General features: G+C 36.5%; 9 protein-coding genes. 8 read left to right on the top strand and 1 reads right to left on the bottom strand.

Annotation, left to right across the window (positions count from 1 at the left end):
• Positions 1-38 precede the first annotated feature (38 nt).
• The 8 genes from pezA (at position 39) to dinB (ending at position 15,458) form a co-directional block, all read left to right on the top strand.
• Positions 39-515: a type II toxin-antitoxin system antitoxin PezA gene (pezA, locus tag FGL66_RS06760; RefSeq protein WP_180809087.1), complete on the top strand. Its 477-nt coding sequence runs from the start codon at positions 39-41 to the stop codon at positions 513-515.
• Positions 515-1,273 (top strand): zeta toxin family protein, encoded by a 759-nt coding sequence (locus FGL66_RS06755; RefSeq protein WP_180809086.1) that lies wholly within the window; start codon positions 515-517, stop codon positions 1,271-1,273. The genes pezA and FGL66_RS06755 overlap by 1 nt, the downstream gene beginning before the upstream one ends.
• Before the next feature lie 232 nt (positions 1,274-1,505).
• Positions 1,506-3,350, top strand: a complete 1,845-nt coding sequence (locus FGL66_RS06750; protein WP_180809085.1) for a heavy metal translocating P-type ATPase — start codon at positions 1,506-1,508, stop codon at positions 3,348-3,350.
• Between the two features lie 85 nt (positions 3,351-3,435).
• Positions 3,436-3,666 carry a heavy-metal-associated domain-containing protein gene (locus FGL66_RS06745; protein ID WP_500862565.1) on the top strand — a complete coding sequence of 77 codons (231 nt, stop codon included), beginning with the start codon at positions 3,436-3,438 and terminating at the stop codon, positions 3,664-3,666.
• Positions 3,667-3,682: 16 nt separating this feature from the next.
• Positions 3,683-3,961 (top strand): iron-sulfur cluster repair di-iron protein, ric, encoded by a 279-nt coding sequence (locus FGL66_RS06740; protein ID WP_180809084.1) that lies wholly within the window; start codon positions 3,683-3,685, stop codon positions 3,959-3,961.
• Between the two features lie 26 nt (positions 3,962-3,987).
• Positions 3,988-4,638, top strand: coding sequence for a Crp/Fnr family transcriptional regulator (locus FGL66_RS06735; protein ID WP_180809083.1), 651 nt, complete (start codon positions 3,988-3,990; stop codon positions 4,636-4,638).
• Between the two features lie 816 nt (positions 4,639-5,454).
• Complete coding sequence (locus tag FGL66_RS06730) at positions 5,455-13,902, top strand: MucBP domain-containing protein (protein ID WP_180809082.1); 8,448 nt, start codon at positions 5,455-5,457, stop codon at positions 13,900-13,902.
• Positions 13,903-14,387: 485 nt separating this feature from the next.
• Positions 14,388-15,458, top strand: a complete 1,071-nt coding sequence (gene dinB, locus FGL66_RS06725; protein ID WP_180809081.1) for a DNA polymerase IV — start codon at positions 14,388-14,390, stop codon at positions 15,456-15,458.
• On the opposite strand, the gene FGL66_RS06720 is transcribed toward dinB, so the two are convergent.
• Positions 15,453-16,013 carry a 3'-5' exonuclease gene (locus FGL66_RS06720; protein WP_180809080.1) on the bottom strand — a complete coding sequence of 187 codons (561 nt, stop codon included), beginning with the start codon at positions 16,011-16,013 and terminating at the stop codon, positions 15,453-15,455. The genes dinB and FGL66_RS06720 overlap by 6 nt on opposite strands.
• Between the last annotated feature and the right edge of the window lie 78 nt (positions 16,014-16,091).

Here is a 16,091-nt window from a genome sequence, read left to right as displayed (position 1 = left end):
ATGCTATAATGAAAGTAACTAATAGGAGGTCGTTAGCGATGATTGGAGACAATATAAAATCATTACGAAGAACCCATGAATTGACGCAACCAGAATTTGCAAAAATTGTTGGTATCTCAAGGAATAGTCTGAGTCGTTATGAAAATGGAACAAGTTCTGTTTCAACAGAGCTTATAGACCACATTTGTCAGAAATTCAATGTGTCTTATATTGACATTGTAGGAGAAGAAAAGATGTTAACACCAGTAGAAGATTATCAATTGACACTGAAAATAGAAATCATAAAAGAACGTGGTGCAGCAATTTTATCTCAATTGTATCGCTATCAAGATAGTCAAGGAATTGCTTTTGATGATGAGGTCAATCCTTGGATTTTGATGAGTGATGACTTGTCGGATCTTATCAATACAAAGATTTATCTTGTCGATACTTTTGATGAAATAGAGCGCTACAATGGCTATTTAGATGGTATCGAACGTATGTTAGAGCTTGCTCGTCATCAGGTGGTGGCTTAATGAGGTTAGAAGTATTTAGTCAAGAAGAGTTTACTCTAGCCTTAAAACGAATCATTCGTTCCTTAACTCGTGGTAAAACACCATCAATTAACCCAAAAGCCTTTTTACTTGGTGGGCAAAGTGGCGCAGGTAAAACAACAATACACCGTATCAAGCAGAAAGCGTTTCAAGGGAATATCATCATTATAGATGGTGATAGCTATCGCTCTTTACACCCTAATTATCTAGCTTTACAAGAAGAATACGGCAAGGATAGCTTTGACTCTACCAAGCGATTTGCAGGAAAAGTAGTGGAACATCTTGTTGATGCGCTAAGTAAACAAGGTTATCATTTGTTAATTGAAGGAACTTTAAGAACGACAGAAGTCCCAAGAAAAACTGAACAGCTATTAAAATCAAGTGGCTACCAAGTCTCATTAGTCTTGATGGCAACTAAGCCTGAATTGTCCTACCTCAGCACCCTAATTCGCTATGAAGAAGTCTATTCGGTAAATTCGAGTCAAGCTAGAGCAACCTCAAAAGAACATCATGATGGTATTGTAGGGAGCTTGGTAGATAACCTAAGGGAGTTAGAAAACGATAAATGCTTTGATCAGATTCAGATTTATCAAAGAGATAGGGCTTGTATTTATGACTCTGAAACTGATGAAGATTCCGCAACCGATGTTCTACAAGAGTGCCTCTTTGGAAAATGGAGTAAGGTAGAGGAAGAGATGTTGAAGGTGGGACAAGAACGATTGGATGAGTTAAAAATTTAGATGAGATTATTGAGAATGGTAGGTAAAAAGAATAATGTAATATCATAAAAAGAACTAAAGATATTTTCTTTTAAATAACAATAAGTGAAGTTTTAAAACTGCAATGATGGTGGGAGAACCATTGTATTTGCAGTTTTTATATTTTTGTAAGCTTTTAAAGAAACTTGATATAAATCAATGATGAAGCGTCAAACGTCAACTATACTAAGGTCAATCGAAGGAGGTTGACTTTATGCAAAGAGGGTTAAAGCGTTATCGTAATGGGATTATAGCAATGACAGGACTTCTTATCATTTTGGCTTTTATAACAAAATGGATTATAGGTAGTGAAGTGTATGCAACATATTTATTATTAGTAGCTTCATTAATAGGTGGCTTTCCTATTGTTATCCAAGCGTACCAAGCACTCAAGGTTAAAGTGATTAGTATTGATTTACTTGTCACACTAGCGATTATAGGTGCTTTTGTGATCAGAGCATTTGAAGAGTCTGCCATTGTCTCATTTCTTTTTTTATTTGGTGCTTTTTTAGAACAACGAACTTTGGCGAAAACACGTTCAGCTATTAAAAGCCTTGTCGAAATGGTACCAGACACAGCTTATCGTCAAGTAAAAACAGGCGAATTTGAAGAAGTTAGTGTTGATGATATTAATGAAGGAGATATTCTTTTAGTAAAAACAGGGAGCAAAATTCCAGTAGATGGTCAAGTGATATTCGGGAAAGGGACTGTCAATGAATCAAGTATCACAGGGGAATCCATTCCAGTAGTTAAATCTTTAAACAGTTCGGTTTTTGCAGGAACAATACTTGAAAATGGTACGATACACTTACGAACAGAAAAAGTAGGAGAAGATACGACATTTGGAAAAATTATTGAACTTGTAGAAGAAGCACAAGATTCAAAGTCACAAGCAGAACGTTTGGTTGATCGATTTTCTAAATATTATACACCCGGTGTACTTATATTTGCGATAATGATTTGGATATTCACGCATAATATTGAATTAGCAGTTACGATTTTAGTATTAGGCTGTCCCGGTGCACTTGTAATCGGTGTGCCTGTATCCAATGTATCGGGCATTGGTAACGCTGCACGTCATGGCATTTTATTTAAAGGAAGTGACGTTATTACGCGTTTTAGTCAGACCAATACTATGATTTTTGATAAAACAGGAACATTAACTTATGGCAATCCTCAAGTATCAAATACGATTTATTACAGGAATAAAAAGGAATATATTGATAGTTTGTTAGTCAGTGTTGAAAAAGAATCAGATCATCCATTAGCAAAAGCAATTGTAAATTATTATCCCCATACAACAACGGAAAAAATAGAGGCAACAGAAGTGATTCAAGGTGGTGGCATTGTAGCACAAATTAAAAATCATCAAGTACTAGTAGGGAACCTTTATTTGATGAATCAATATGGTGTAACTTTAACACATCAAATGCAAGAAGATTTAGAGGATATGGAATCTGAAGGCAACTCCATCGTGCTTACTGCGATTGATAGAGAGCTGGTACTTATTCTAGGTATTCGTGATCAAATCCGCGGAGGTGTGAGAGAAAATTTAGAAAAGCTTAAAAAAATGGGTATTAGAAACTTAGTACTTTTATCTGGTGATAATCAAGGAACAGTCGATTTAGTTGCGAAAAAGTTAGAGCTTACAGAAGCTTATGGTCAATTATTACCAGAAGACAAAGCAGAATATGTAAGAAAATATCAAAAAAATAATAACATCGTCACTTTTATTGGGGACGGTATTAATGATAGTCCCTCACTTGCTTTAGCACATACTGGTATTGCGATGGGAGGCGGTACGGATATAGCTATTGAAACGTCTAATGTAGTATTGATGCATTCCGACTTCAAACATATTACATATGCAATGCGATTAGCAAAAGCGATACGTCGTAATATGATTGAAAATATTGCCATAGCACTGTTAGTTGTCGTATTTCTACTGGCAAGTCTACTTTTAAGCTCATGGGTAAATATGGCAGTAGGTATGTTCATACATGAATTCAGTATTCTAATCGTCATTTTAAATGCAATGCGACTTTTAAAATATAAATAAGAATAAAGCATCTTGATAGAGATCAATTTTTTATAGCAAACATTATATTATACTGGAGTTAATCAAAAGAAGGGAGATTGTTAAAATGATGCACAAAGCCACTTTACAACTCGAAACATTGGCATGTCCAACATGTATGCATAAGATCGAAAGTGCTATAAAACAAGTATATGGTGTTGATGAAGATACGGTTAAAGTACTTTTCAACGCAAGTAAAGCTAAAGTTCAATTTGATACAAAACGAACAAATATTGATGAGATTACTCATGCAGTAGAGTCAGTAGGGTATGATGTATTAAAAACTTCAGAAAGATAGACAAGGAGAGCAAAGCATGTTAAAAGACTATTTTGAATCAAATCATGATACATTAGAATTATATACCCAAGCCATTACGAAAGCACACGGAAAAAATCATCCAGAAGTTTTTGAAGTACGTAAAATCTATAAAAGCATTCAAGATAAAGCACAACATAATAATTGGGATTTATCCAATGCGTTTTTAGAATTACGTCGTCTTACAAATCAGTACATGATTCCTAATGATGCCTGTGAAACAATGACACAAACGTATCAAATGTTAAAACACTTTGATACACTGGCTCAAGAATAAATTCAAAATAAGGAGGTGTTGCTGCAATGAACCATTTATGTGTAACACTTGTTCCATTATTTTATGACCTTTCAAAAGAAGAACAAATTGAAATTAACAAACTGGCAACACATCACACGTATAAGAAGAACGACATTATTTTTCAGCCCGGAGATGATAAATTAGTGATTGTTGCTAGAGGGCGTATGAAAGTATATCAGTTATCTTCAAACGGTAAAGAACAACTTTTTCGTATTGTAGAATTAGGGGATTACGAAGGAGAAAATCAGCTGTTCGGTATAAAAAATGAAGAACTTTTCGGTCAAGCACTTGAAAAAACTGAAATTTGTAGTTTGAGTAAAACAGCCTTTAACCAAGTGCTATTAACAAATCCTCGAATAGCGCTTAAGCTGTTTGAATTCAGTGCGAAAAAAATGGCTAAAATGGAAAGACAAGTGCAACTATTATCTATGGAACGTATAGAGGATCGTCTTGCAGCATACCTCTTAGATTTATTAGAAGGTAGAGAAAAAAATGAATTAGATTTGCCTATAACAATGAAAGATATTGCCTTATACTTAGGTACGACACCAGAAACACTTTCTCGAAAATTTAAATATTTGGAAAATGAAGGCTATATCCAACGTATAGGGAAAAAAATTATCATAGAAGATAAGGATAAACTCTTAGACTTGTGATATTACAATACTAAAAGCACAATCTCACAATATGTTATGCGCTTTAATAATGTGGTAAAAGTGGCTCTAAATCAGTGGATAAATAGAGCTGAAAATAACTTCAACAAATCGTTTTATTCTTAAGACACCTTTTCAGGAACGAGATAATGAAAGCTTTTTATAAAATGAGCTTTCTGTCTCGTTCCTTTTATTTTGGGCAGGTTATTGAAAGGTAGATTTTAAAAATAGAAACTACTTTCAACGAAGTTAATGATGATCATTTCTTAATACTGATTTCTTAAAAATTTGAAATTCTGACACAAAATAAAAAAATACAATAATGAAAATCTACAATTATAACTTTGTAATAACAAAAATAATTAAACTTTTTATTAGTATAGTTATCTTTCACAAAATAAAATTAGATATGAAACTGCTAAGTATAATCATGATGATAATAGTATGAATTAAATAGCAGGCAACATAAAAGTTTATTTAAATTCATATTATTTTAAGAGGAATTCAAAAAAATTCCCGGTGTAATATGAAACAATACCCTTTATTATATGAAAATATTATATTTATAAATTAAATTTTATATACAGAGGCGTGAAATATAATTTATGTTTTCAATGGTTGTGAAAAAGAGTGTTGAGGGCTTCTTAATTACTAAAAATAATAAATAATTAGTGTTGATTTTTATAAAAAATATAGGTATTATTACTGTGAATTTAGATGTAATAATATATGTCTAAAAAATAATAAATTAAAAAGAACAAGCATTAAGCCATCGTTCATGAATTAATCTATTATTCTTAACTAAAAAGGAGGACATTTATGTTATTTAAACAAAAACACCGTTTCTCAATCCGTAAATTTTCAATTGGTGTATGTTCAGCACTTTTAGGAACAGCACTTATTATGGGGGCTGGTTCGGCATCTGCAAGTGAAAAAACAGCGACAGATACAGAAGCAGTAGCACAAGATACTGATGTAGCACCAGAAGATACAAGTACACCAGTTGACAGTCAATCAAGTGAGGGTTCAACCGATAATTTGGAACCGGTCACAAATGATGAAACAGTTGCATCAGAAGAGAGTGCTAGTGAAGCAACACCAACAGATGAAACAGTACAAAATACTGAATTAAAAGAAGAGGCAGTAGAGTCACCTGAATCAGTGACAGATGAAACTACGTCGCCAACAGAAACGACTGATGAGTCAACAGCAAAAGAAACAACTGAAATAGAAAAAACAGCAGAACCAACAGAGGTAAATGAAACAAAAGAAACAGCAGAACCTACTTCTGATGAGAATATAGCAGCAAAAGAAGCAACACCAACAGAAGTCGCTTCTGAAGAAAATATCGCAACAAAAGAAATGACATCAACAGAAACGACATCAACAGAATCAGTTGATACATCATCATATCCTGAACCGCCAAGTCGTGCAGAAGCCTTTCCTCAAGAAGGTCAGCCTATTCCACAATATTCAGCTTTCCGTGCAGCAACATTGTCATCAGCAGATGCAGTAGCAACAGATCAGACGATTGCACCGACAGGTCAAAATACACCGGTAACAGATTTTCCTGATCCTCCAACAATTACGCCAACAAAAGTAACAGTGAGTTCAAATCCTTGGGCGTTTGAAGGTACGACAACATTATACAATCAAACAAATGATAACGGTGAAGCCAAAGTTGATATGTCATTTGAAGGGCAAACAGTTCATAAGGGAGACACTTTCTATGTAGAAACACAAGAACCAGCGAGCGAAATGCCTAAACATTTTTATATTAAGGATACCGACAAAATTGCAGCAACGGTTGAACGTATTGCATACGAAAGTGATTATTTTAAAGCAGCTGATTCTTTAGATCCTAGCCGTAAAGAAATTTCTGCAGAAACTGGCGTCACTTCTAAAGTACTTTATAAGGTGACTTTTACTGAGGCAGCAGAAAATTTAAAAGATGTCCAATTAGGTTATACAATGAAAACTGCTCAAACTTCATTTAATGCTACCGAAGCACGTTCAGCATTTCATAAAGTATGGGTGAATGGTGTAGAAGAACATTCTAAAGAATTTAATCGTCCAGCATGGGATCAAACCGTTTGGGGATATGCACAACATGAGAATAATCCAGGCACACATCGCTATCTCAGCGTCAATGCGACACCAGTAGACTATAATCCGCAGAATAAAAATCCAGAAGAAGTTGCTTTTGTTCGTGATATTCCAAAAGAAGCTGATGGAACTGTTCGTATGGGTATTCAAGTCGGCGGTTATAAAGATGGCTTTAAAATCCAAATTACTTCAGGTACAGGTACGAATGGTTATACATTCTTAAAAGATAAAATTCGTATTGGTGAACGTATTCCGATCATTTATTCAGCTTATGATAATAATGAAGGTCCTTATAACAGTGGCTGGAATGAGAATAATACAGAAAATAAATATGCTAATTCTAATGATAAGACAGCTTATGTAACACCAGATGGTATGTATGCTATGGTAGATGAAATCAGTGATGACGGTCGTACGGCTAAATTGTCTTTCTATGGCGATTTCAGTAAACCAGGCTGGATTACTTGGGCAGGAAACAACCCACTTAAAGATCAACAAGATGGTAAGTATTCACAACTTGTTGTTAAGATGAATTCTCATGACATTGAATACACAGAGCAGCTAAACCCAAATACCGATCAAATTGAACGTCGACCAAAGTTTGAAGCGACAGTAACGGCATCTAGCTTAGATGGTTCATTTGTCCATGAAGCTAATGATGGTTATACAGGAGCTATGCTTGGAGAAAAAAGAGTTGCTGACTATTCTGCGTATGCTGTCGGAGAAGTCATACCATCAAACCCTGAACAAATTGGTAAAGGGACAGTTATTGTTAAATATGTAGATACAGATGGTAATGAGTTAAGTACAGAAGTACCAGATGTAACCGATGTATCAATCGATACTGACTATAATACAGTGGAAGATAATCGTCCTGCTACAATTGTTAAAGACGGTGTCACATATAAACTTGTACCAGCAGGCACATACAATGTAGGTACAGTCGGTGATGCTAATAACTTAACAGATTCAAACATTGACGGTGTTATTGGTTCAACAAGTCAAAATGGTGTAGACCCTATTGGTACAGTTACACAAGGTACACATTATGTAACTTATGTTTATGAAGCCGTTAAGGGATCAGTAGTTGTTAATTATGTAGATACAGATGGAAATGTGATTAGTCCTCAAGTTAAAGATGTTGAAGAAGGAAACATTGATGAGGCCTATAATACGGTAGAAGATAATCGTCCAGAAACGATTACTGCTAATGGTAAAAAATATAAACTTGTACCAGCAGGCACGTACAACGTCGGTACGGTAGGCGATGATAATAACCTTCTCAATACAACAAAACGTGATGTTGTAGCTGCTGAAGATGAAAATGGTACAACACCAACTGGTAAGGTCGTTGAAGGTCAAAAAGAAGTCACATATGTTTACGAAGAAGTCAAAGGAACAGTTGTTGTTAACTATGAAGATGAAAATGGAAATGTGATTAAAGATCCAATCGTAGATACAGAAAAGTCACCAGTTGATACACCTTACGATACAACGGATAATCGTCCAGAAACGATTACAACAGAAGATGGTAAAACGTATAAACGTGTACCAGAAAAAACACAAGGTGATGAACAAGGTAAGGTTGTAGAAGGCGAGACAGAAATCACATATGTGTACAAAGAAGTGAAAGGTGATGTCATCGTACATTACATCGACACAGAAGGTAACACATTGAAAGAAGATGTCGTAGACACACCAGAAACATCAACAGGAACAGAGTATGATACAACTGATGACAACAAACTAGAAACAATCACAAAAGATGGTGTAGCTTACGAGATTGTACCAGTTCTAACAAAAGGAAAAGAACAAGGTAAAGTCGTAGAAGGAACAACAGAAATCACGTATGTGTATAAGAAAGTTGAAACACCGACACCAGAAGGAACAGTCGTTGTTAGATATACAGACGAAGATGGAAATGTGATCAAAGATCCGGTAGTCGATACACCACAAACACCAGTGGATGAACCTTATGATACAACGGATAACCGTCCAGAAACGATTACAACAGAAGATGGTAAAACGTATAAACGTGTACCAGAAAAAACACAAGGTGATGAACAAGGTAAAGTTGTAGAAGGCGAGACAGAAATCACATATGTGTACAAAGAAGTGAAAGGTGATGTCATCGTACATTACATCGACACAGAAGGTAACACATTGAAAGAAGATGTCGTAGACACACCAGAAACATCAACAGGAACAGAATACGATACAAGTGATGACAATAAACCAACAACAATCACAAAAGATGGTGTAGCTTACGAAATTGTACCGGTTCTAACAAAAGGAAAAGAACAAGGTAAAGTCGTAGAAGGAACAACAGAAATCACGTATGTGTATAAGAAAGTTGAAACACCGACACCAGAAGGAACAGTCGTTGTTAGATATACAGACGAAGATGGAAATGTGATCAAAGATCCAGTAGTCGATACACCACAAACACCAGTGGATGAACCTTATGATACAACGGATAACCGTCCAGAAACGATTACAACAGAAGATGGTAAAACGTATAAACGTGTACCAGAAAAAACACAAGGTGATGAACAAGGTAAAGTTGTAGAAGGCGAGACAGAAATCACATATGTGTACAAAGAAGTGAAAGGTGATGTCATCGTACATTACATCGACATAGAAGGTAACACATTGAAAGAAGATGTCGTAGACACACCAGAAACATCAACAGGAACAGAATACGATACAAGTGATGACAATAAACCAACAACAATCACAAAAGATGGTGTAGCTTACGAAATTGTACCGGTTCTAACAAAAGGAAAAGAACAAGGTAAAGTCGTAGAAGGAACAACAGAAATCACGTATGTGTATAAGAAAGTTGAAACACCGACACCAGAAGCACCAAAACAAGGTGACGTTATCGTTCATTATGAAAATACAAATGGAGAAACGATTGCGAAAGATCGCGTGGATACACCAGAGTCAGAAGTTGGAACAGAGTATGATACAACTGATGCTCAAAATCCAGATGGAGAAACAACAAAACCAGAAACAATTACGTTGAAAGACGGTACAAGATATGTATTAGTACCATCTAAGACAAAAGGAGAAGAAACAGGAAAAGTTGTAGAAGGAACAACAGAGATTACGTACGTTTACCAAAAAGTAGCGAACTGGATTCCAGAGTTACCAAATGGAGAACGTCCGAAAAATCCATATCCATTTGACCCAACAAATCCAGATGGAGAAATTCCACAAGAACCAACAAATCCTGAAACAGGTACACCAGTGGTACCAGACGTACCAGGATATACACCAGTAGATCCGGATACGAAAGAACCATTGAAACCAGTAGATCCAAAGGATCCAAGTAAAGGATATATTCCACCGACACCGAAAGATCCAGAGAAAGACACATATATTCCATATGTGCCAAACACACCAGAGACACCAGAAGCACCAAAACAAGGTGACGTTATCGTTCATTATGAAAATACAAATGGAGAAACGATTGCGAAAGATCGCGTGGATACACCAGAGTCAGAAGTTGGAACAGAGTATGATACAACTGATGCTCAAAATCCAGATGGAGAAACAACAAAACCAGAAACAATTACGTTGAAAGACGGTACAAGATATGTATTAGTACCATCTAAGACAAAAGGAGAAGAAACAGGAAAAGTTGTAGAAGGAACAACAGAGATTACGTACGTTTACCAAAAAGTAGCGAACTGGATTCCAGAGTTACCAAATGGAGAACGTCCGAAAAATCCATATCCATTTGACCCAACAAATCCAGATGGAGAAATTCCACAAGAGCCAACAAATCCTGAAACAGGTACACCAGTGGTACCAGACGTACCAGGATATACACCAGTAGATCCGGATACGAAAGAACCATTGAAACCAGTAGATCCAAAGGATCCAAGTAAAGGATATATTCCACCGACACCGAAAGATCCAGAGAAAGACACATATATTCCATATGTGCCAAACACACCAGAGACACCAGAAGCACCAAAACAAGGTGACGTTATCGTTCATTATGAAAATACAAATGGAGAAACGATTGCGAAAGATCGCGTGGATACACCAGAGTCAGAAGTTGGAACAGAGTATGATACAACTGATGCTCAAAATCCAGATGGAGAAACAACAAAACCAGAAACAATTACGTTGAAAGACGGTACAAGATATGTATTAGTACCATCTAAGACAAAAGGAGAAGAAACAGGAAAAGTTGTAGAAGGAACAACAGAGATTACGTACGTTTACCAAAAAGTAGCGAACTGGATTCCAGAGTTACCAAATGGAGAACGTCCGAAAAATCCATATCCATTTGACCCAACAAATCCAGATGGAGAAATTCCACAAGAGCCAACAAATCCTGAAACAGGTACACCAGTGGTACCAGACGTACCAGGATATACACCAGTAGATCCGGATACGAAAGAACCATTGAAACCAGTAGATCCAAAGGATCCAAGTAAAGGATATATTCCACCGACACCGAAAGATCCAGAGAAAGACACATATATTCCATATGTGCCAAACACACCAGAGACACCAGAAGCACCAAAACAAGGTGACGTTATCGTTCATTATGAAAATACAAATGGAGAAACGATTGCGAAAGATCGCGTGGATACACCAGAGTCAGAAGTTGGAACAGAGTATGATACAACTGATGCTCAAAATCCAGATGGAGAAACAACAAAACCAGAAACAATTACGTTGAAAGACGGTACAAGATATGTATTAGTACCATCTAAGACAAAAGGAGAAGAAACAGGAAAAGTTGTAGAAGGAACAACAGAGATTACGTACGTTTACCAAAAAGTAGCGAACTGGATTCCAGAGTTACCAAATGGAGAACGTCCGAAAAATCCATATCCATTTGACCCAACAAATCCAGATGGAGAAATTCCACAAGAGCCAACAAATCCTGAAACAGGTACACCAGTGGTACCAGACGTACCAGGATATACACCAGTAGATCCGGATACGAAAGAACCATTGAAACCAGTAGATCCAAAGGATCCAAGTAAAGGATATATTCCACCGACACCGAAAGATCCAGAGAAAGACACATATATTCCATATGTGCCAAACACACCAGAGACACCAGAAGCACCAAAACAAGGTGACGTTATCGTTCATTATGAAAATACAAATGGAGAAACGATTGCGAAAGATCGCGTGGATACACCAGAGTCAGAAGTTGGAACAGAGTATGATACAACTGATGCTCAAAATCCAGATGGAGAAACAACAAAACCAGAAACAATTACGTTGAAAGACGGTACAAGATATGTATTAGTACCATCTAAGACAAAAGGAGAAGAAACAGGAAAAGTTGTAGAAGGAACAACAGAGATTACGTACGTTTACCAAAAAGTAGCGAACTGGATTCCAGAGTTACCAAATGGAGAACGTCCGAAAAATCCATATCCATTTGACCCAACAAATCCAGATGGAGAAATTCCACAAGAGCCAACAAATCCTGAAACAGGTACACCAGTGGTACCAGACGTACCAGGATATACACCAGTAGATCCGGATACGAAAGAACCATTGAAACCAGTAGATCCAAAGGATCCAAGTAAAGGATATATTCCACCGACACCGAAAGATCCAGAGAAAGACACATATATTCCATATGTGCCAAACACACCAGAGACACCAGAAGCACCAAAACAAGGTGACGTTATCGTTCATTATGAAAATACAAATGGAGAAACGATTGCGAAAGATCGCGTGGATACACCAGAGTCAGAAGTTGGAACAGAGTATGATACAACTGATGCTCAAAATCCAGATGGAGAAACAACAAAACCAGAAACAATTACGTTGAAAGACGGTACAAGATATGTATTAGTACCATCTAAGACAAAAGGAGAAGAAACAGGAAAAGTTGTAGAAGGAACAACAGAGATTACGTACGTTTACCAAAAAGTAGCGAACTGGATTCCAGAGTTACCAAATGGAGAACGTCCGAAAAATCCATATCCATTTGACCCAACAAATCCAGATGGAGAAATTCCACAAGAGCCAACAAATCCTGAAACAGGTACACCAGTGGTACCAGACGTACCAGGATATACACCAGTAGATCCGGATACGAAAGAACCATTGAAACCAGTAGATCCAAAGGATCCAAGTAAAGGATATATTCCACCGACACCGAAAGATCCAGAGAAAGACACATATATTCCATATGTGCCAAACACACCAGAGACACCAGAAGCACCAAAACAAGGTGACGTTATCGTTCATTATGAAAATACAAATGGAGAAACGATTGCGAAAGATCGCGTGGATACACCAGAGTCAGAAGTTGGAACAGAGTATGATACAACTGATGCTCAAAATCCAGATGGAGAAACAACAAAACCAGAAACAATTACGTTGAAAGACGGTACAAGATATGTATTAGTACCATCTAAGACAAAAGGAGAAGAAACAGGAAAAGTTGTAGAAGGAACAACAGAGATTACGTACGTTTACCAAAAAGTAGCGAACTGGATTCCAGAGTTACCAAATGGAGAACGTCCGAAAAATCCATATCCATTTGACCCAACAAATCCAGATGGAGAAATTCCACAAGAACCAACAAATCCTGAAACAGGTACACCAGTGGTACCAGACGTACCAGGATATACACCAGTAGATCCGGATACGAAAGAACCGTTGAAACCAGTAGATCCAAAGGATCCAAGTAAAGGATATATTCCACCGACACCGAAAGATCCAGAGAAAGACACATATATTCCATATGTGCCAAACACACCAGAAATGCCAGAGCAACCGGAAATGCCAGAGCAACCGGAAATGCCAGAGCAACCGGAAATGCCAGAGCAACCGGAAATGCCAGAGCAACCGGAAATGCCAGAGCAACCGGAAATGCCAGAGCAACCGGAAATGCCAGAGCAACCGGAAATGCCAGAGCAACCGGAAATGCCAGAACAACCAGAAATGCCAGGACAACCAGGTATGCCACAACAACCAGAAGCAATGGAACAACAATCTAAAGCTATGGATAAAAAGGTAGCAAAAGAAGAGAAAATGGCGAATAAAGCAATAGAAAAAGCATTACCAGAAACAGGTCATAACAATGCGCCATTGACAACAACATTTGGTGTTCTAGCACTGCTTGCTGGATTAGGTATCACAAGACGTAATCGTCGTGAAGATTAATTTGTAGCATCTTATTAATAAACCTTAAATTAAATCGGGAATCTCTTAATAAAGAGGTTCTCGATTTTTTAACTTTTAACACTTAATGAAGTAGAGAAACTTGTATAATAATTTAAAAAAGATATAGGACTTTATTGAAGAAAATATGTATTTATTTCTTTAATATCTCATCATTTTATATAATTAAGATATTTAAATTTTTAAATCACTGTTTATCATATTGTTAGGATAGATATTTATGATTAATATTTCTGCTTAGGTATGTTGTTGACCATTGTTTGTCGTAATTTATAGGGTATATCATGACTAAGTATGTATTCTAAGCAAGTTTTTACAAATACAACTGATATTACAATAAAATGATTGTAGTTAAGTCAATATTAAAGGAATGGATACGAAAGATAGAGTGAAGGATATAAGTGATGAGTTATCATGAATATATAGAAAATCTCGTACAGTAGTATTGATTTTTGGGGGTGTGATATGTGAGAGAACGACGTATTATTCATATTGATATGGATTATTTTTTTGCACAAGTAGAAGTGAGAGATCATCCTAAGTTAAAAGGTAAGCCGGTTATCGTAGGAGGAAAAGCTAGTGGTCGGGGTGTTGTAGCAACAGCCTCTTATGAAGCACGTCAGTTTGGTGTTCATTCAGCCATGCCTATGGTGCGTGCACATCAACTTTGTCCTAATGGTTTTTATCTAACGCCTCGTTTTGAAGTGTATCGATCAGTTTCTCAACAAATTATGAAAATCTTTAAAAATTATACTAAGATTGTAGAGCCCTTATCTTTGGATGAAGCATATTTAGATATTACACATATTGTAAAACCCAACCGTTCAGCATCACAAATTGCGCAGATGATACGTCGAGATATTTGGGAAGAAACGAAACTCACATCAAGTGCAGGTGTTTCATATAATAAATTTTTGGCGAAATTAGCAAGTGGTATGCATAAACCTAATGGTATGACTGTTATCACGCATCAAAATGTGCATGATATTTTAATGGATTTGGATATAGGGCGTTTTCCTGGCGTAGGTCGCGTATCTGAAGAAAAAATGCATGACAATAATATATTTACAGGACGAGATTTATATAAAAAAAGTGCACAAGAATTAATTTATTTGTTTGGCAAGCGTGGACAACAGTTATATGATCGAGTTCGTGGGAAAGATGACCGAGAAGTGAAGGCTGAGCGTATTCGAAAAAGTGTAGGGGCAGAACGAACATTTTCAGTAGACACGAATGATGACGAAGAAATTTTGCGCAAAATGGAAATGTTGTGTGATAACATTGCAGAGCGTCTTGAAAAAATACAAAAAGCAGGACGCACAGTGACGGTAAAGATAAAAACCATTGAGTTTGAAACGCATACAAAACAGCAAAGTCTAAATACACCTGTAAGAGATGCATCAGACATTTATCAAGTTGCATACGATTTATATAGTGACGTCAAAGATCCAGAATGTGCAATACGCCTTATTGGTATTGCTGTGGGGAGTTTACAAGATGCTCAATTTAGAAATTTGACCATTTATGATTTTTTATAATATATCTTTATCTTGTAATTGTTTACCATATAAGTTTATAACAGATGCCAAGTCAGAATAGTTTTGTAGGAGACGATAAGTAATCATAGCACATGCTTTGGCATCATTCAGTGCATCATGATGACCATGAAAATCCAAGTTGTAATATTGCATCATATGCTTAAGTCCGTAACGTTGAGAGTGTACAGTACGACGAGATAACTGACATGAACAAAAATAAGTGATTTGAGGTGTTGGGATTTGTGCAGCTTTTAAACTAGCATGAAGTACAGACATATCAAAGGCAGCATTATGTGCTACAACAGGTAATTCTCCGATAAAATCCAACATATATGGAAAAACATCACTAAAGTATGGCGCATGAGAAACATCTTCAGGTTGAATACCATGCACTGCAATATGGCGTGATGAAAAAAAGTCATTAGGATTCACCAGTGTATAAAAAGTTTCTGTCAGCTGATGATCAAGAATTTTAACCATACCAACTGAACAAATGCTTGTGTGCTTAAAGTTAGCTGTTTCAAAATCAAGGGCAATAAATGCATTTTCTGGCATCTCTCATAAACTCCTTTAATACGAAATAAGATGATAGGACTGCATGAACATTTAATAATGTACATGTAGTCTATCATC

Source organism: Staphylococcus sp. 17KM0847 (assembly GCF_013463155.1).
GTDB lineage: Bacteria > Bacillota > Bacilli > Staphylococcales > Staphylococcaceae > Staphylococcus.
This window is presented reverse-complemented; position numbering and strand designations above follow the sequence as displayed.